At 69.7% G+C, this 18,368-nt stretch carries 15 protein-coding genes and 1 pseudogene; 5 read left to right on the top strand and 11 right to left on the bottom strand.

Annotated features, from left to right (window positions below):
* Window positions 1-146: 146 nt before the first annotated feature.
* The 10 genes and pseudogenes from ACKVMH_RS08915 to ACKVMH_RS08870 form a co-directional block, all read right to left on the bottom strand.
* A pseudogene (locus ACKVMH_RS08915) lies at window positions 147-1,238 on the bottom strand (glutamate-5-semialdehyde dehydrogenase); the annotation flags it as partial.
* A gap of 365 nt (window positions 1,239-1,603) precedes the next feature.
* Window positions 1,604-2,803 (bottom strand): glutamate 5-kinase, encoded by a 1,200-nt coding sequence (gene proB, locus ACKVMH_RS08910; RefSeq protein ID WP_412700016.1) that lies wholly within the window; start codon window positions 2,801-2,803, stop codon window positions 1,604-1,606.
* Between the two features lie 410 nt (window positions 2,804-3,213).
* Entirely contained in the window at window positions 3,214-4,503 is a 1,290-nt protein-coding gene (argH, locus tag ACKVMH_RS08905) for an argininosuccinate lyase (RefSeq protein ID WP_412700015.1), read from the bottom strand.
* A 205-nt stretch (window positions 4,504-4,708) separates the two neighbouring features.
* A complete protein-coding gene (argC, locus tag ACKVMH_RS08900; RefSeq protein WP_412700014.1) occupies window positions 4,709-5,662 on the bottom strand; it encodes an N-acetyl-gamma-glutamyl-phosphate reductase in 954 nt (317 codons plus the stop codon).
* Window positions 5,659-6,264, bottom strand: a complete 606-nt coding sequence (locus tag ACKVMH_RS08895) for a GNAT family N-acetyltransferase (protein ID WP_412700013.1) — start codon at window positions 6,262-6,264, stop codon at window positions 5,659-5,661. The genes argC and ACKVMH_RS08895 overlap by 4 nt, the downstream gene beginning before the upstream one ends.
* Entirely contained in the window at window positions 6,261-7,634 is a 1,374-nt protein-coding gene (locus ACKVMH_RS08890; RefSeq protein WP_412700012.1) for an acetylglutamate kinase, read from the bottom strand. Before ACKVMH_RS08890 ends, ACKVMH_RS08895 begins: the two co-directional genes overlap by 4 nt.
* A gap of 84 nt (window positions 7,635-7,718) precedes the next feature.
* Complete coding sequence (locus tag ACKVMH_RS08885) at window positions 7,719-8,825, bottom strand: acetylornithine deacetylase (protein WP_412700011.1); 1,107 nt, start codon at window positions 8,823-8,825, stop codon at window positions 7,719-7,721.
* 129 nt (window positions 8,826-8,954) lie between these two features.
* Window positions 8,955-10,148 carry an argininosuccinate synthase gene (locus ACKVMH_RS08880; RefSeq protein ID WP_412700010.1) on the bottom strand — a complete coding sequence of 398 codons (1,194 nt, stop codon included), beginning with the start codon at window positions 10,146-10,148 and terminating at the stop codon, window positions 8,955-8,957.
* Between the two features lie 39 nt (window positions 10,149-10,187).
* Window positions 10,188-11,204: an N-acetylornithine carbamoyltransferase gene (locus ACKVMH_RS08875; RefSeq protein ID WP_412700009.1), complete on the bottom strand. Its 1,017-nt coding sequence runs from the start codon at window positions 11,202-11,204 to the stop codon at window positions 10,188-10,190.
* 294 nt (window positions 11,205-11,498) lie between these two features.
* Window positions 11,499-11,945 (bottom strand): hypothetical protein, encoded by a 447-nt coding sequence (locus ACKVMH_RS08870; RefSeq protein ID WP_412700008.1) that lies wholly within the window; start codon window positions 11,943-11,945, stop codon window positions 11,499-11,501.
* 157 nt (window positions 11,946-12,102) lie between these two features.
* Between ACKVMH_RS08870 and cysS the strand changes: the two genes are divergently transcribed.
* From cysS to ACKVMH_RS08855, 3 genes are read left to right on the top strand one after another with little or no spacing between them, the layout of a single operon-like run.
* Window positions 12,103-13,521 carry a cysteine--tRNA ligase gene (gene cysS, locus ACKVMH_RS08865; protein ID WP_215219983.1) on the top strand — a complete coding sequence of 473 codons (1,419 nt, stop codon included), beginning with the start codon at window positions 12,103-12,105 and terminating at the stop codon, window positions 13,519-13,521.
* Between the two features lie 21 nt (window positions 13,522-13,542).
* The gene (locus ACKVMH_RS08860; RefSeq protein WP_215219982.1) at window positions 13,543-13,998 is read left to right on the top strand and encodes a SufE family protein; all 456 of its coding nucleotides are present in this window, start codon (window positions 13,543-13,545) and stop codon (window positions 13,996-13,998) included.
* Between the two features lie 27 nt (window positions 13,999-14,025).
* On the top strand, window positions 14,026-15,258 hold the full coding sequence (locus ACKVMH_RS08855) for an MFS transporter (RefSeq protein WP_412700007.1): 1,233 nt from the start codon (window positions 14,026-14,028) through the stop codon (window positions 15,256-15,258).
* 80 nt (window positions 15,259-15,338) lie between these two features.
* On the opposite strand, the gene dksA is transcribed toward ACKVMH_RS08855, so the two are convergent.
* Window positions 15,339-16,463 carry an RNA polymerase-binding protein DksA gene (gene dksA, locus ACKVMH_RS08850; protein ID WP_412700006.1) on the bottom strand — a complete coding sequence of 375 codons (1,125 nt, stop codon included), beginning with the start codon at window positions 16,461-16,463 and terminating at the stop codon, window positions 15,339-15,341.
* A 203-nt stretch (window positions 16,464-16,666) separates the two neighbouring features.
* On the opposite strand from dksA, the gene yidD reads away from it, so the two are divergent.
* Both yidD and ACKVMH_RS08840 read left to right on the top strand, forming a co-directional pair.
* The gene (gene yidD, locus ACKVMH_RS08845) at window positions 16,667-16,888 is read left to right on the top strand and encodes a membrane protein insertion efficiency factor YidD (RefSeq protein WP_215219979.1); all 222 of its coding nucleotides are present in this window, start codon (window positions 16,667-16,669) and stop codon (window positions 16,886-16,888) included.
* Window positions 16,889-16,926: 38 nt separating this feature from the next.
* The gene (locus tag ACKVMH_RS08840; protein ID WP_412700005.1) at window positions 16,927-18,279 is read left to right on the top strand and encodes a dihydroorotase; all 1,353 of its coding nucleotides are present in this window, start codon (window positions 16,927-16,929) and stop codon (window positions 18,277-18,279) included.
* The last annotated feature ends 89 nt before the right edge of the window (window positions 18,280-18,368 follow it).

Raw genomic sequence — 18,368 nt, 5'->3', positions numbered from 1 at the left:
CGCTGGCGATGCGCCCGGGGCCGGCCGGCCGACCCGATGGGATGCGGGCCGGTGACACCGGACCCGGCGAACCGTTGGCGGTGGCCGAGGCCGAAGCGCTGCCGGCCTGACCCGCTGATTCCCGTCCGCCGTGCGGTCGCAGCCGCCTACGCGGCCTGCGACTGCTTCGGCACGTCGGCGTGCCGCGCCTGGCCGTCGCCACGCACCACGTAGCGCTCGATGGTCAGCGACTCCAGCCCCATCGGGCCGTAGGCGTGCAGGCGGGTGGTCGAGATGCCGATCTCGGCGCCCAGCCCCAACTCCCCACCGTCGTTGAAGCGCGACGACGCGTTGACCACCACCGCCGAGCTGCGGATCTCGCGCACGAATCGATCGATCGCCGCCGGATCGATGCTGCAGATGACCTCGGTGTGGTCGGACGTGTGCCGCTGGATGTGGCCGATGGCCTCGTCGATCGAGTCGACAACCCGCACTGCAAGGATCGGCGCCAGGAACTCGGCGGCATAGTCGTCCTCGCTCGCGGGGGCGGCTGCGGGGAACAGCGCGCGGGTGCGGTCGCAGCCCCGGATCTCGGCGCCGCGCGCCTGCAGTTCCGACAGCGCCTCGAGCAGCCAGCCTTCGGCGATGTCGGCATGCACCAGCATCGTCTCAAGCGAGTTGCACACGCCGGGCCGCGACAGCTTGCCGTCGATTGCCAGCCGCAGCGCGAGCGCGGGCTCGGCCGCGCGGTCGACATAAAGGTGGCAGACGCCCTTGTAGTGCTTGATCACCGGCACCCGCGCGTTCTCGGCGACGAAACGGATCAGGCGCTCGCCGCCCCTCGGAATCGCCAGGTCGACCAGGTCGGTCAGCTGGAGCAGCTCGAGCACGTGTTCGCGCGCGGTGTCCTCCACCAGCGCGACGGCCTCTGCCGGCAGGCCGTGGTCGGCCAGTGCGCGGTGCAGGCAGCGGGCGATGGCGATGTTGCTGTCGCGCGCCTCCGAACCGCCGCGCAGCAGTACCGCGTTGCCTGCGCGCAGGCACAGCGCCGCGGCATCGGCGGTCACGTTTGGGCGGGCCTCGTAGATCATCGCGATCAGGCCCAGCGGGATCCGCACCTTCTCGACCACCAGCCCATTGGGCCGGGTCTCGCGACGGGTGACCTGGCCGACGGGGTCGGGCAGCGCGGCCACTTCGCGGATCGCGGCGACGATGCCGTCAATCCGGCCGTNGTTTGGGCGGGCCTCGTAGATCATCGCGATCAGGCCCAGCGGGATCCGCACCTTCTCGACCACCAGCCCATTGGGCCGGGTCTCGCGACGGGTGACCTGGCCGACGGGGTCGGGCAGCGCGGCCACTTCGCGGATCGCGGCGACGATGCCGTCAATCCGGCCGTCGTCTAGCTTGAGCCGGTCGAGCATGGCGCCGGTGGTGCCGTTGTCGTGGGCGCGCGACATGTCGCTGGCGTTGGCCTCGAGGATGCCGGCGCGGCCGGCGTCGACCGCGTCGGCCATGGCCGACAGCAGCCCGGCGCGCCCGGCGTCGTCAAGACTGGCGATGGCAAGCGATGCGGCGCGCGCACGCTCGGCGAGTGAGCGGACGTAGCCGTTGTGCTGGTGGGTCATCAGAGTGTCTCCGTGAACAGTTCGGGGGTGGCGGCGGCGGCGGCGGGCGTCAGCAGGACGAGGTCGTCGCGACGGATCACCGATTCGCCGTTGTGGAAGCCGAGCACCGATTCGATGTCGCGGCTGTGGCAGCCGGCGATGCGTTCCAGGTGGGCCGAGTCGTACTGGACCAGGCCGCGGGCCAGGCGCCGGTGACCGCGCGCGGGCAGCACGTCGACCATCGCGTCGCGGCAGAAGTCGCCCTCGACCGAGACGATGCCGCCGGGCAGCAGCGAGGCGCCCTGCCCCGACAACGCCTCGGCGGCGCCTTCGTCGACGCGGATCGCGCCGCCGCTCGGCGGGGTATGCCGGAGCCAAAGTTTGCGCGCGACCAGCCGGTCGCCGTGCGCGGGGATGAAGGTGCCGCGCAGGCGGTCCTCGCCAAGTGCGGCGATGGTGTCGGCGTCGTGGCCGCAGAACAGCGCAGTGTCGATGCCGGCCGCCGCGGTCTTGGTGGCGGCCTCGAGCTTGGTGTACATGCCACCGGTACCGAGCGAGCCCGCGCCGCCCTGCGCCATCAGCATGACCTCCGGCGTGATCTCCTCGATCCGGGGCACCGGGCGCGCGTCGGGGTCGTGCACCGGGTGGCCGGTGTACAGGCCGGCGGTGTCGGTGGCAATCAGCAGCACGTCGGCTTCGACCAGAGTCGCGACCACCGCAGCCAGGTTGTCGTTGTCGCCGAGCTTGAGCTCGTCGATGGCGACGGTGTCGTTCTCGTTGACGATGGGCAGCGCGCCGATCCGCAGCAACTCGCGCAACGTCGCACGGGCGTTGAGGTATCGACGGCGGTTGCGCAGGTCATCGTGGCTCAGGAGCACCTGCGCGACCGGCTGCTCCACCAATCCCTGCCAGAGCGCCAGCATCGGGGTCTGCCCGACCGCGGCGAGCGCCTGCCGCTGCGCAAGCCCGACGCCGTTGCTCGCTATCACCCCGCGGCCGGCGGCCACCGCGCCTGAAGACACCAGCAGCACCTCGCGGCCCTGGTCGCGGAAGCGCGCGATCAGGTTGGCCAGCGCGGCGGCATTGCGCTTGCCCAGCCCGCCCTTGCCGTCGGTGAGCAGGCTGCTGCCAACCTTGAGCACTGCGCGCTGCCAGCGCGGCATCGCCTGCTCGGGAAAAGTCGTGTGGGCGGTGGTGGCGGTCTTGGGTACGGCAGTCATCGCGAACGTGGTTCTCCTGTGGGTGCGGAACGCGCATGTGCGTGACATGGCGAGGGATCAGGAGAACAGCCGACCGGCAATGGGCGATGTGGGAACACGGTCCCGGTGCCCGGCGATGCGGATATGGATTGCCCCGGAAGTTGCGGTGTGCAGGCACGAAGGCCATGGCGCCGCGGCGGCGTACGTGCGGATCGGAAGCGATCGGCGGGCCTGCAGGCCAGGCCCCGGCGACGTACATACGGGACAACGGCGTTACGTGCACCAACGCCGGAAGCTGTACTCGAAAGCGTGAAAGCCTAGCATTTTCAAGGCTTCCAGGCCAACCCGGGGTTCAGGCGAGGGTTGGTTGAAGGAGGTCGCGCGCGCTTCTTTCGCGCATGTCGGCGGACCCGGGAGCGCTGCTTTGATCCTCAGGCAAGCCCGTCCAGTCGACCGTGGAGGATCTCCAGCCGCAGGTCCCCCGCGGCCCCCGGAGACACGCGTGCCGCGAGGCTCGCAGCCGGGTCGCCGGCCGCCCACCGCGCCGGATCGGCGGCCTGCCGATAGGCGTCGCGGAATGGCAACCCGTCGCGCGCGAGGTCGACGGCAAGGTCGGTCGCGTACATCGACGGATCGAGCGCGGCGCGCATCGCGTCGGTGTTCCACTCCAGGTTGCGCAACAGGTCCGGAAGCAGCGACAGCGCGCCCAGCCCGCGTCCGAACGCGTGGAAGATCGCGCCCTTGGAGAACTGCAGGTCGCGGTGGTAACCCGACGGCAGCGACAGCAGGTGTTCGATCTCCGCCCTGCCCGCAGCGACGCTGGCATAGCTGGCGCGCATCAGCTCGATCACGTCGGGGTTGCGCTTGTTCGGCATGATCGAGCTGCCGGTGGTGTACTGGGCCGGCAACGCGACGAAGCCGAACTCGGCGCTGGTGAACAGACTGAGGTCCCACGCCAGCCGGCGGAGGTCGAGCACGGCGCTGGCCAGGGCCTCGGTCGCGGCCAGCTCGAACTTGCCGCGCGACAGTTGCGCATAGGTCGCCGCCACCTGCATGCGCCCGAACCCGAGCGCGGCGGTGGTGTGGTCGCGGTCCAGCGGCAGGTTGACGCCATAGCCGGCCGCGCTGCCGAGCGGGTTGGCGTCCACCCACGCCAGAGTGTCGCGCGCGCGGGTCGCGTTGTCGATGAATCCTTCGGCCCACGCCGCCCACCACATGCCGAGCGACGAGGCCACGGCGCGCTGCAGGTGCGTGTAGCCGGGCAACGGCACGTCGCGCTCGGCCGCGGCGCGCTCAAGTGCGACACCGGCCACGTCGCGGCAGAGTGCGTGCAGCGTGGCCAACCGATCCTTCAGCCAGAGGCGCGTTGCGACCAGCACCTGGTCGTTTCGGCTGCGCCCGGTGTGGATGCGCCGCCCGGTGTCGCCAAGTCGCTCCACCAGGCGCGCCTCGATCGCCGAGTGGCCGTCCTCGTAACGCGCGTCGAGCACGAAGTCGCCGGCATCGAAATCGGCGGCCAATGCGCCCAGTTCACGCTGGATCGCCTCGAGTTCGTCCGCCGACAGGATGCCGATGCGCTGCAGGCCTTCGGCGTGCGCGGCGCTTGCCTGGATGTCGAACGCGAAGAACTCGCGGTCCAGGATGACGTCGTCACCGGCACAGAACTGCTGGATGCGCTCGTCGACGCGGACGCCGGGCTTTTGCCAGAGCAGGTCGGTCATGTTGGTCTCGGGTGGTGGTCGGGGAACGTGGGGGCGAAGGTGGGGATAACCCGGTGCCTCGCATGGTGGTTGGGCTGCGTGGTCGCGACTTACGTCGCTCCTACAGGGGGTCGTGCCTGTGTAGGAGCGACGTAAGTCGCGATGGAAGTCGGGCAACGGTGCACCCGATCGCGGCTGAAGCCGCTCCTACAGAGGGCTTGGGGCGTCAATGCGGGATGCCGGTGAGCTCGGGCAGGCCGAAGGCGAGGTTGAGGTTCTGCAGCGCCTGGGTCGCCGCGCCCTTGAGCAGGTTGTCCTCGGTGGCGACCACGACGAGCCGCCGGCCATCGTCCGACAGCGTGAAACCACCGATCTCGACGTGGTGGCGACCGGCGATGGCGCTGACCCACGGCGCCTCGTCCTGCACCTGCACCAGTGGCTCGCCGGCATAGCGGCCGCGGTAGCGGGCAAGCACTTCCTCGCGCGTGAACGAACGCGCCAGGTGCAGGTTGGCGGTGACGGTGATCCCGCGGAAATGGGGTGCCACGTGCGGCATGAACTCCACCGGGTGGCCAAGTCGGCTGGACACCTCGCGCTCGTGCACGTGCCCGGTGAGTGCATACGGCATCAGGTTGTCGCGCAGCTTGTCGGGATCATTGCGGTCGGACGGGGTGGTGCCGGCGCCCGAATGCCCGGACACGCCGAAGCACTGCACCGGGCCTTCAACCGCATCCAGCATCGGAGTGACCGCCAGTTGCATCGCCGTGGCGTAACAGCCGGGGTTGCTGATCCGCCGCTGGCCGACGTAGCCGTCGCGCGCCAGCTCCGGCAGGCCGTAATACCAGCGCGGGTCGAAGCGGTAGTCGGCCGACAGGTCGATCAGCAGCGCATCCGAACCGGCGCGGTCGAATGCCTCCACGCAGCGCGCCGCCTTGCCGTTGGGCAGCGCCAGCACCACGGCGTGCGCGCCCAGTCCGGACAACTCGTCGTAACCGGGCGAGCTGTAATGCAGGGCGCCGGCGTAGCCGGGGTTGTGCGCGGCGACCGGCTGGCCGTCGAGCGCACGCGAGGATACGAAGGCCAGCTCGAACCCGGGATGGGCGGCGACCAGCCGGATGAGCTCGGCGCCCACATGGCCGCGCGCGCCAACGATGCCGATGGAGACCGGGGTGGTGTTCATTGCCCGAGCTCCACCGCGTGGCGGGCCAGCAGGTCGTCCAGGTTGCGACGCACCGCGGGCCACTCGCTGTCGATGATCGAGTACGTGACGGTGTCGCGCAGGCTGCCGTCGGCATGGCGCTGGTGGTTGCGGATCACGCCGTCGCGCTTGGCGCCGAGGCGCTCGATCGCATTGCGCGAGGCGCGGTTGAACCAGCTGGTCTGGAAGCCCACCGCCACGCAGCCAAGGGTGTCGAAGGCATGCGCCAGCAAGAGCCGCTTGACCTCGGTGTTGACGCCGGTGCGCTGCACCCGCCGTGCATACCAGGTGTATCCGATCTGCACCCTCGGGGTGGCCGGGTCGAGGTCGTACAGTCGCGTGGCGCCGGCCACTTCACCGTCCGCATCCAGCACGACGAACGCGAGCGCCCTGCCCTGCGCCTGCATCCGCAGGGCGGAATCGACGTACGCCTCGACCTGGTCCGGTGGCGGCACGCTGGTGTACCAGCAGCCCGCCAGCACCTCGTCGGTCGCCGCACGCAGGCCGTCGACGTGGGCCACCGCCAGCGGTTCAAGCCTGGCGTTTCGACCGGCGAGTACCGGTGCCTGGGTCCAGTCACTCATGCCTCCACCTCCGCGTCTCCGCGCAAAGGGCCCAGCAAAGTTGGCATGCGCTCGCGGCAGTGCGCCACGCAACCGGCCAGCTTCTCGAACTCGGTGATCCCGTACCAGAACACGTTCCATGCCTCCTGCCTGAAATGTCCGTCCGACTCCGCGTAGTAGAACGCGTTGACCGGGTTGCCGTGCCGCGAGCGCCAGAACACCCGTGGGTTCTGCTCGCGCATTACCTGCCAGACCGCGCGGCCAAGACCCTCGCCCTGGGCGTCGTCGAGCACCGCGAACTTGTCCAGGTAGGTCTCGCCGCCGGCCTCGTCACCGCCATCGACCAGCACCACCGCGGCGCGGTAGTTCTCGCTGACATAGGCGCGGCGCAGGCGGGTGCGCTCGAAGTAGTCCGGCGCCAGCCGGCGCCCGAACGCGGACTCGATCAACGTGCGCAGCCGGGGCAGGTCCAGTTCGTCCCATGACCCAGCCTGCAGCACACGCTCGCCCTTGCGTACCAGCGTGCCCGAACCCTTGTGGGTGAAGAGCTCCTTGGCCAGCTCGGCGGGCCGCGTGATCGACACCGAGGACGAAAGCGGCAACCGGTCCAGCAACTGCTTGATCTGCTCGATCTTGACCCGCATGCCGCCATGCACCCACGGCTGCGCCAGCAGGTGGGCGTACTCGGTCGACAGGTTGATCGAATCGATCACCTGGCCCGCTTCGTCGAGCAGGCCACCGGTGCCGGTCAGGAACACGATCTTGTACGGCTGCAGCACCTGCACCAGCTCGTTGGCGGCGAAGTCGGCGTTGATGTTGAGGATCTGCCCGCCGGCGGTCTCACCCAGGCTCGCGATGACCGGGATGGAACCCGCCTGCAGGCTGGCCTGGATCGGGGCAAGGTCGACCCGGCAGACTTCGCCGACCAAGCCGTAGGTGTCGCGGTCCAGGTAATCGGCCTCGAACACGCCCGAGACGATCGAGGTCGCGCGCGCCTCGTTGCGCTGCAACGCTTCCACCAGCCGCAGGTTCTGCGCGTGGAACACCCGGCGCACGATGGCCAGCGCCTCCGGCGAGGTCACCCGCAGGCCCTCGACGGTGCGCTTCTCGATGCCCGCGGTCGCGAGTTCCGCGTCCAGTTGCGGGCCGGCGCCGTGGATCACGATGGGTGTCAGGCCGACGTCCTGCAGGAACGCCAGCGACGAGGTCAGCGCGTCGAGGTCGTCGCGCAGCACCGCGCCGCCGACCTTGACCACCGCGAAGCGCGCCGCGTCGAGCTGCGAGAAGCGCTTGAGGTACTGGCTGATCTCCTTGGCGCTGGCCATGCTGGAAAGCAGCCGGACGATGGTCTGGCGCGTCTGGATGTCGTGGACGGTGGGCGGGATGGTCATGGGGGATTGCGTCGTATCTGCACTGGTAGGCGCGACGTGAGTCGCGAACGCGGATGGAAATCGTGCTGTCAGGGGGGTCGCGACTTACGTCGCTCCTACGTCAAGGCCGGCGCCAAGGATCCGGACCACCGAGTCGCCATAACGCTGCAACTGCTCCAGCGACACCCACTCGTCGGCCGTATGGGCCTGGGCGATGTCGCCGGGGCCATAGACCATCGCGGTCATGCCCGCCGCCGAGAACAGCGACGCCTCGGTCCAGAAGTCGACCGCGTTGCCGATCGGCAGGCCCAGCGCCTCGGCCAGGTCTCGCGCCTGCAGGCGGTGTTCCTCGGCGGCGGCGACGTCACCGGCCGGCAGCGGCGGGCCGCGGAAGGTCTCTTCGTAGCGCGTCACCGGCCCCGGCTCGACCAGCGTGCCGAACCGCGCGTGCAGCGCATCGATGGACATCGACGGCAGCGGCCGGAACCCGAACCGGACCTCGGCCGCCGGCGCGATCATGTTGGCCTTGATCCCGCCCTCGACCCGGCCGATGTTGAAGCGCAGCCCCGTCAATCCGCCAAAGCGCTGGTGCGACTCGGCCTCGACCAGGTCCAGCGCACGGCTGCCCCAGCGCATCGCGTGGTGCAACGCGCTGGCGTGCATCGCGTCGGCGCCGGACGCGTGCCCGGCTTGCCCCCGGAAATTCATCAGCACCGAGCTGATGCCGCGGTGGGCCAGCACCGCCTCGCAGCGGGTCGGCTCGGCCACGATTGCTTCGCTGAAGCCATGGTGGGCCGACAGGAAGCCGGCGATGCAGCGGGCATCGTTGGCCTCCTCGTCGGTGCTGAAGAGGAAGGCAGCATCCCCGGTGCTGCGTGCCGCCGCAGCCAGCAACCCGGCCGCCGCCCCCTTGATGTCGCAGGCGCCAAGCCCGATCGCGCGGTCCGCGGTGACCCGCAACACATGCGGGTCCGCGCTCCAGGCCGGCGACGACGGCACCGTGTCCAGGTGCACGTTGAACAGCCGGCGCGGGTTGCCGCGCACCGCCAGCATCGATACCGCGCCATCGCCGTGGTCGGTGACGTCGATCCGGAAGCCGGGCAGCTGCGCGCGCAGGTAGTCGAACATCCCGCCGGTGCCGATCCGGCGCGGCGGGTTGCGGGTGTCGAAGGAAACCAGCGCTTCGAGGTGTTGGAGGATGTCGGGGAGCATGGCAATCCTGAAGATAAAGCCGGGCACTTGCAGGAGCGACGTGAGTCGCGACCGATACATCGTTGCGGCGTCCAGCGGGTCGAGACTCATGCCGCACCTACAGCTACGCCGGCGTTGTCGCGGTCCGGGCTACGACCGGTTGACCTCCGCCCACAGGGTGCTGCTCATCCCGAACAGCTTGATGAAGCCCTCGGCCTCGGCCACGCCCCAGTCGGCGGCCTGCGCGTAGGTCGCGCCCTTGGCATTGAGGATGTGCGGCGACTCGACCGCGACCGCGTTGACCACGCCGCCGTGCGTCTCAAGCACCACCTCGCCGTTGACGGTCGACTGGCTGGATGCGAGGAACGCCTCCAGGTCGGTCTTCAGGGGGTCGTGGAAGAAGCCCTCGTAGACCAGCTCCACCCACTTGCGCGCGACGTCCGGCTTGAAGCGGTTCTGCTGCTTGCTCAGCACCGCCTCTTCCAGCGCGCGGTGCGCGACCAGCAGCGCGGTCAGGCCAGGCGCCTCGAATATGATCCGGCCCTTCAGGCCGATCGTGGTGTCGCCGGTGTACAGCCCGCGGCCGACACCGTACCGGGCGAACAACCCATTGAGCTTCGCCAGCAACTCATGGCCGGCCACCTTCGCGCCATCCAGCGTCACCGCCTCACCGTTCTCGAAACCGATCCGCACCTGCAACGGCTGGGCGGGCCACTCGGCGCGCGGCTTGCACCAGCCCACGGCGCCCTCTCCGGGCGCCTGCCAGCGATCGATCTCGCCGCCGGACATGGTCAGCCCGAGCAGGTTCTCGTTGATCGTGTAGGCCTTCTGCTTGGCGCGCACGCCGAAGCCGCGCTCCTCCAGGTAGGCCTGCTCGTAGACGCGTACCTCGGTGTGCTCCTTCTGGATCTCGCGGATCGGCGCCACGATCTCGTAGTCGCCCAGCGCCTTGACCGACAGGTCGAAGCGGACCTGGTCGTTGCCCATGCCGGTGCAGCCGTGGGCAATCGCGCGGGTTCCAAGCTCGCCCGCGCGCTTCAACGCGGCCTCGACGATCAGATAGCGGTCCGACACCAGCAACGGGTACTGGCCCTGGTAGCCCTCGCCCGCCCACACGAACGGCTTGACGAAGCCCGACCAGATCGCCGGGCCGCCGTCGACGGTGACGTGGCTGGCCACGCCCAGCTCAGCGGCGCGCTGCTCGATGAAGGCGCGTTCCTCGGCGTCGACCCCGCCGGTGTCGGCGAACACGGTATGCACGGCCCAGCCGCGCTCCTGCAGGTAGGGCACGCAGAAGCTGGTGTCGAGGCCGCCGGAAAAGGCGAGGACGATGTCTTTGCTCATGGTCTGGATTCTTGGAAGTGTGTATGTCGGGCGGAAGGGTCAGTGGCCGGCGAGCGTGGCCATGATGGCCTTCTGCACGTGCAGCCGGTTCCCGGCCTCGTTGATGGCGATGCAGCGCGGCGAGTCCATCACCGCATCCGTGGCCTTGATGTTCCGCCGCAGTGGCAGGCAGTGGCTGAAGACGCCGTCGTTCGTCAGTGCCATCTTCCGCTCGTCGACGATGAAGTGCCGGTACTGGTCGCGGATGGGCTTCTCCGGCGCCCAGTTGCCGAAGTACGGCAACGCGCCCCAGCTCTTGGCGTACACCACGTCGGCGCCGGCGTAGGCGCTGTCGATGTCGTGGCTCACCGCCAGCGAGCCACCGCTCTCGGCGACGTTGGTGCGGGCCCAGTCCATGTAGCGCTCGTCGAGCACGTACTCCGGGGTCGGGCACAGCAGGGTCACGTCCATGCCCATGCGGGTGGCGATGGTCAGCGCGGAATTGGCGACCGCGGTGTTGAGCGGCTTGGGGTGGTAGGTCCAGGTCAGCACGAACTTCCTGCCGCGCAGGTCGCTGGTGCCGAAGTGCTCCTGCAGCGCCAGCACGTGGGCGAGCTCCTGGCAGGGGTGGGTGATCGTCTCCATGTTGATCACCGGCACCGGCGAGTACTTCGCGAACGCCTTGAGCACCCGGTCCTCGCGGTCGACCGACCAGTCGACGAACTTGGGGAACGCGCGCACGCCGATCAGGTCGGCGTAGCGGCCCAGGACCTGCGCCACCTCGGCGACGTGCTCCTCCGCGTCCCCGTCCATGACGGTCCCGAGGTCGAATTCGATCGGCCACGCGTCCTTGCCCGGCTGCAGCACCACCGCGTGCCCGCCCAGCTGGAATGCGCCGAGCTCGAAGCTGGTGCGGGTGCGCATCGATGGGTTGAAGAACACCAGCGCGATCGACTTGCCGCGCAACTGGTCACCGAGCTTTTCGCGCTTGAACGCGGCCGCCTGCGCCAGCAGCGCGTCGAGGTCGGGGCGCGACCAGTCCTGGGTGTTGAGGAAGTGCCGGGGGGTCGTGGTCATCGCGGGGGGTCCGTCGGGAAAGAGGGGACGCCGGGCGGAAAAACAAAAAGCCCAGCGCGGAGGCTGGGCTTTCGTGTGTCACGCCACGATGACGTGCGTGCGAGCGGCTACCCGGCCTGGTGGAAAGGCAGGCGTCGGCGCGCGCGCGAGGTCATGCCCGCCGCCATCCAGGCGGAGGTCACGATGTCGGCGTCGGCGCGGAAGTGGGTCATCGGGCGCGAATGCTCTCACGCGGCCCGGCCGTCGGCAACCGGTACGTCGCGCGGTACGCCGCGCTGCGGCTGCAAAGGCGGTTCACAGGCTGCGGGACCCGGACACGACGGGGGTGACCCCGATGCGGATGCGCAGGCGGTTGCCCGGATCGTCGGGCAGGCGCGACCGGTACTTCGCGCCCTTGTAGACGTAGTCGACGTCGTACGCGATCGGCCGGCGGAACTCGCGTTCGACCGGTACCGCGCGGCAATCCGGATCGGGCTGCTCGTCGCTCTGCCGGCCGAGCGCGTCCTTGACCGCTCCCACCACGCGCGACAGCCGCGACTGGTCGTTGTCGGGCGCGGGCGACTGGTCGCACTGCTCCTCCACGCCGGTGGTGGTGAGCGTCTGGTAGACCGGCGTCACCCGCAGCACCTGCGCGTAGGCGAACCGCACGTTCTCGCTCTGGATCACCGTTTCCTGGGACCACGCCGGCGCCGTCACCATCAAGGCGAGCAACAGCGGCAGGGTCAGGGGGAGACGCTTCATCGGACGGTGGGTCTCTGCAGCGGGCGAAGGCCGGTCAGCCGGGTTCATGAATTGTATTCGTCCGCCCCGCCGCACGCATGAACCCCTGCTGTCATCGGGCGCCCGGCGGCGGATGCCGGGACGCCGGTAGAATGTCGCAAACCCTCGCGCCCCCCCCATGAGCCTCCATCTCCACAACAGCCTGACCCGCCGGGCCGAACCGTTCGTGCCCGCCGACCCGTCCCGCCCGACGATGTACCTGTGCGGGCCGACGGTCTACAACTACGTCCACATCGGCAACGCCCGGGGGCCGGTGGTGTTCGGCGTGCTGGCCGACCTGCTGCGCCGCCGCTACGGCACGCTCGCCTACGCCCGCAACATCACCGACGTGGACGACAAGATCAACGCCGCCGCCCAGCAGCAGGGCGTGCCGATCTCCGCGATCACCGGCCGGTTCGCCGCCGCCTACCGCGAGGACATGGCGGCGCTGGGCGTCGCGCCGCCGGACCTCGAGCCCGAAGCCACCGGTCACATCGTCGAGATCATCGCCATGATCGAGCGGCTGCTCGCTTCCGGCCATGCCTACGCGGCCGAGGGGCACGTGCTTTTCGCGGTCGCCAGCTTCGATGGCTACGGCAAGCTTTCGCGGCGCGACCCCGAGGACATGCTGGCCGGCGCGCGGGTGGAAGTGGCGCCCTACAAGCGCGACCCGGGCGATTTCGTGTTGTGGAAGCCGTCGACCGACGACCTGCCCGGCTGGGACTCGCCCTGGGGCCGCGGGCGTCCTGGCTGGCACATCGAGTGCTCGGCGATGGCCGCCGCCCATCTGGGCGAAACGATCGACATCCACGCCGGCGGCGTCGACCTGCAGTTCCCGCACCACGAGAACGAAATCGCACAGAGCGAGTGCGCCCATGGCGGCCGCCCGTTCGCGCGCTGGTGGCTGCACAACGGCATGCTCAACTTTGGCGGCGCCAAGATGAGCAAGTCGCTTGGCAACATCGAGAAAGTGCACGACCTGGTACGCGCGCACCCGCCAGAGGCGCTGCGCTACGCGCTCCTGTCGGCGCACTACCGCCAGCCACTGGACTGGTCGGACGCGCTGATCGAGCAAAGCGTGCGGACGCTCGACCGGCTCTACGGCACCCTGCGCGATGTCGACGCACTGCTGCCCGCCGGGATCGTCGCGACTGCGGCTATCCCACTCGCCGTCGAGGCCGCGCTGGACGACGACCTCAACACGCCGGCCGCGCTGGCCGAGTTGGCCGCGATAGCCACCACCGCCCGGACGCTACGCGGTGCGATCGCCAGTGGCGAGGTCAGCGGTGACGGCCCCGCCACTGCGCTGGCCACGCTGGCTTCCAGCTTGCGGGCCGGCGGCCGTGCACTCGGCCTGCTCCAGCAATCACCCGGCGCGTGGTTCAGCCGGGGCGCCGGCACCGGCGACGACGACCGCATCCAGGCGCTCGTCGACGAGCGCGCCGCCGCCAAGCAGGCCCGTGACTTCGCCCGCGCCGACGCGATCCGCCAGCAACTCGCCGATGAAGGCGTCCTGCTGGAGGACACCCCGGCCGGCGTCCGCTGGCGCCGCGCCTGACCCCTACCACCCGGACCCGATGTGACCACCTCCAGCCCCTTCCCCATCGAAACCACCGCAGCCGAAGCCCAGGCCGCGATACGCGACGAATTCGCCTTCTTCGGCGACTGGTCCGAGCGCTACCAGTACCTGATCGACCTGGGCCGCAAGCTCCCGGAGTTCCCCGAGGAGTGGAAGACGGAGGAGCACCGGCTGCACGGCTGCCAGTCGATGGTGTGGATCGTGCCGCAGGGTGACGCGGACCGCCTCGACTTCCACGCGATCAGCGATTCGGCCATTGTCTCGGGCCTGGTCTACCTCGCGCTGCGGGTGTACTCCGGCCGCAGCGCCGCCGAGATCGCCGCCACCGATGCCGACTACATCGCCGACATCGGCCTGGCGCGCCACCTGTCGCCGACCCGCAGCAACGGCCTGGCCGCCCTGCTCGGGTTCATCCGCGAACGGGCACAGGCCTCGCTGGCCAACCCGGCCGGCTGAGCGGTGGAGCCCGGCGCCGCGTCACCGTTGCGCAACCCCGGTTTCCTGGGGTTGCTCGGGTACCGGCTGCTGGCGCTGTTGGCCAACCAGATCCTGACGGTCACCGTCGGCTGGCAGGTCTACCAGCGCACGGGCGACGCGCTCTCGCTCGGCCTGATCGGACTCTCGGAAGTCATCCCGTACGTCGGCTTCGCGCTGTTTGCCGGCTATGCGGTGGACCACCTGCCACGACGCAAGGTCGGCATGTTCGCCTGCTTCGGGCTCGGCACCACCACCCTGCTGCTGGCCGGCATTGCCCACGGCATCCTCCCGGCCGGATTCGGCGGCCCCGGCGACGGCGGCGGCAACAACGCGATGATCTACGCCGCGGTCGCGCTCAACGGCGTGGTCCGGGCGTTCTTCACACCGGTGTACATGTCGTTGTTCGCGCGCGTGTTGCGGCGCGACCAGTACGCCCGCGGCGCTGGCGTGGGCAGCGCGGTAATGCAGTCGGGCCTGGTACTGGGGCCGGCGCTGGGCGGCCTGCTGATCGCGCTGGTCGGCGTGGCGGCGACCTACCTGGTCGCGACCGGGTTCGCGGCATTGGCGGCGGTGGCGGTGGTCCGCCTTCAGGTCAGCGAACCGCCGCTGCCGACCACGCGCGAGCCGGTGTTCGCGAGCATCGGCGAGGGGTTGCGCTTCGTGCGCCACAACCAGGTGGTCTTCGGCGCCCTGGCGCTGGACATGTTCTCGGTGCTGTTCGGCGGTGCGGTGGCGCTGCTGCCGGCGTTCGTCGAGGACGTGTTCCGGGCCGGTCCGGAGGCGCTCGGACTGCTGCGGGCCGCACCCGCCCTGGGCGCGGTCGGGATGGGCCTATGGCTGTCGAGGTACCCGCCCCAGCGGCACGCCGGTTATCTGTTGCTCGGCTCGGTCGCGGCGTTTGGCGTGTGCATCATCGGCTTTGCGCTGTCACAGGTGCTGTGGGTCTCGATGGCGCTGCTGGCACTGTCGGGTGCGTTCGACAGCGTGTCGATGGTGATCCGCTCGACCATCGTGCAACTGGCGACCCCGGACGAAATGCGCGGGCGCGTCGCCTCGATCAACGGCATCTTCATCGGCTCGTCCAACGAGCTCGGCGCGTTCGAGTCGGGCCTCGCCGCCCGGCTGCTCGGGTTGGTGCCCTCGGTGGTGTTCGGCGGTTCGATGACGCTGGTGGTGGTCGCCGCCACCGCGAAGCTGGCCCCGCGCCTGCGCCGGCTCGACGTGCGCGACCTCGATTGAAACGGCCCATGTCTGGAAGGCCGGGAACGAAAAAGCCCCGCACAGGCGGGGCTTTTCGATGAAGCGATGGGACGGCGGTATCAGTCGCCCATCTGCTTCTGCAGGTGCTCCCAGCGCTCCTGCGCATCGATGGTGCGCTCGGCGGTCAGGCGCGCCTCGAGGCGGTCCAGGCCGATCTCTTCGCCGGTATCGACGCAGAAGCCGTAATCACCCGAGTCGACGCGCTTGAGCGTGCTGTCGATCTTGCTGATCAGCTTGCGGTAGCGGTCGCGGGTGCGCAGTTCCAGCGAGTTCTCGGTCTCGCGGGTCGCGCGCTCGGCCTCGTCGCCAACGTCACGAACCTCTTCCTTCAGGTTCTCGATCGTCTGCTTGGATTCTTCGACCAGGTCCGCACGCCACTTCATCAGCCGCTGGCGGAAGTACTCCAGCTGCAGCGGGCTCATGTATTCCTCGTCCGCACTCGGCCGATAACCATCGGGCACGATCACGCGACCATCTTTTTCTGTCTTGTAAGGCACGACTTTCACTTTACCTCGGGGTGCTGGCGGCTGCGGCTTGGCCGCGACCGCGACGGCGACCTTGCCGACCGGACGCCTGGCCGGAGCCGGAGCAGGCGGCGGAGTCGGCTTCGACGCAGCCGGCGCCTTGGCCGCCTTGGTGGGGGATTTCTTGGCAGGCGCCGACTTGGGCGCTTGGGCCGGGACGCTGGCGGGGCTCGCGGGCTTCCTGGTCGCAGCAGCCTTGCCTGCGGCCGGAGTCTTCGCGACCTTTGCCGGCGCCTTGGCAACGGATTTGTTTGCCGCCGATTTCGCCGGCGCCTTCACGACGGCCGTCTTCTTCGCGGCCGGCGCCTTGCCGGACGCCTGCTTGACGGGCGCCTTGGCCCTGGTCGCCTTCGACGGGGCCGCCTTCCTGGCGGGCACGGACTTGTTCGGTACCGGCTTCTTCGTTGCCACCTTGCTGGCGGCAGCGGCCTTCTTCACCGGGGCCTTCTTGACCGGCACCTTTTTGACCGAGGCCTTCTTCGGAGCAGCCTTCTTGGCGGCCGGCTTCTTGACAGCGGCCTTCTTCGCCGCCGGCGCCTTCTTGGCCACGGGCTTCTTCGCCGCCGGCTTCTTCGCCGCCTGGCTGGCCGGAGCGGCCTTCCTGGCGGGCGTCTTGCCGGTGGATTTGACGGCTTTCTTCGCGGATTTTTTCAGTGCCACGATCGGCTTGTCCTTTATCTTCCCTTGTGACGGGAAAGCGCGCTGTTATACCCTGCCCCGACACCCTCGGCAACCTCGCACCGGAAGCGCCGAGCGTCCCGCCAGGTGGTTTTCGCGACATTCCGTCCGCGTGCACCCGGGCACGACTCCCGTTGGGCCATCATGGGCCGCACGACCGCACCCCGGATCCGACTCCCCGGACGATGATCGACCGCCTGCTCATCACGCTGCTGCGCGGCTACAAGCGCTGGATCAGTCCGTTGCTCGGGCCGCGTTGCCGGTTCCACCCTACCTGCTCCGAGTACGCAATGCAGGCGGTCGCTCGATTCGGCGCGGTCAAGGGCAGTTGGCTTGCGCTGCGGCGCATCCTGCGCTGCCATCCGCTGCATCCCGGCGGCCATGACCCGGTGCCGCCACCCCGGTGACCTGCACCGCCCACCCCTTCCCACTGCAAGGACTCCAGATGACCGCCAACGCGACCCTCATCGTCAACGCCCGACTGGTCAATGAAGGCCGCGAGTACGACGGCGACCTGCGCATCGCCGACGGCCGCATCGCCGAGATCGGCACCGGCCTGCTGGCCCGCGCCGGCGAGACCGTCGTCGACGCCGCCGGGCGCCGCCTGCTGCCGGGCATGATCGACGACCAGGTGCACTTCCGCGAACCGGGCATGGAGTACAAGGCCGACATGGCGGTCGAGTCCGGCGCCGCGGTGGCCGGCGGCCTGACCAGCTTCATGGACATGCCCAACACCAGCCCGCCCACGCTCGACGCCGAGGCGCTGGAGGACAAGTACCGGCGCGCGGCCGGCCGGGTCCGCGGCAACTACGGCTTCTACATGGGCACCAGCACGACCAACCTGGAGCACATCCAGCGGCTCGACCCGCTGACCGCCCCGGGCGTCAAGGTGTTCATGGGCGCATCGACCGGCAACATGCTGGTCGATGATCCCGAGGTGCTCGATGCGGTGTTCCGCGACGTGCCCACGCCAATCATCACGCACTGCGAAGACACCCCGATGATCGAGGCCGCCACCGCGCGCTACAAGGCGCAATACGGCGACGACATCCCGGCCGCGTGCCACCCCGACATCCGCTCGCGCGAGGCGTGCATGCAGTCGACGCAGCTGGCGATCTCGCTGGCGCGCCGGCACGGGACCCGTCTCCACGTGCTGCACATCTCGACCGCCGACGAGCTGGCGTTGTTCGAAGCCGGCCCGCTGGTCCGCGCCGACGGCAGCCGCAAGCAGATCACCGCCGAAACCTGCATCCACTTCCTGCGCTTCGACCGCAGCGACTATGCCGAGCTCGGCCACCTGATCAAGTGCAACCCGGCGATCAAGGACGCGTCGGACCGCGAGGCGCTGATACGCGCGGTCGCCGGTGACGTGATCGACGTGCTGGCGACCGACCATGCGCCGCACCTGCTGGAGGAAAAGCAGAACCCCTACACCCGGGCGCCGAGCGGCCTGCCGCTGGTCCAGTACGCACTTAACGCCGCGCTGGAGCTGGTGCACGAAGGCCACCTGACCACGGCGCAGGTGGTGCAGAAGTTCGCCCACGCACCCGCGCAGCTGTTCGACGTCAAGCAGCGCGGCTTCCTGCGCGAGGGCTACGCCGCCGACCTGGTGCTGATCGACGACACCCCGCTGACCGTGCGTCGCGAGGACGTGCTGTCCAAGTGCGGCTGGTCGCCGTTCGAGGGCCGCACGTTCCATTCGCGGATCGCTTCGACCTGGGTCAACGGCGCGCTGGCCTGGGACGGCACCCGACTGGTCGGCGCGCCGAACGGGCAGCGGCTGGAGTTCGACCGTTGAGGGCGGTGATCCTCGCGGCGGCGGCCGGCGTGCTTGCGGCCTGCGCGGGCTCAGTGACCACGGCGGCGAGCGCCGGGCCCGCACCGCAG

This window comes from Lysobacter zhanggongensis (assembly GCF_046638635.1).
Taxonomy (GTDB): Bacteria; Pseudomonadota; Gammaproteobacteria; order Xanthomonadales; family Xanthomonadaceae; genus Novilysobacter; species Novilysobacter luteus.
This window is presented reverse-complemented; position numbering and strand designations above follow the sequence as displayed.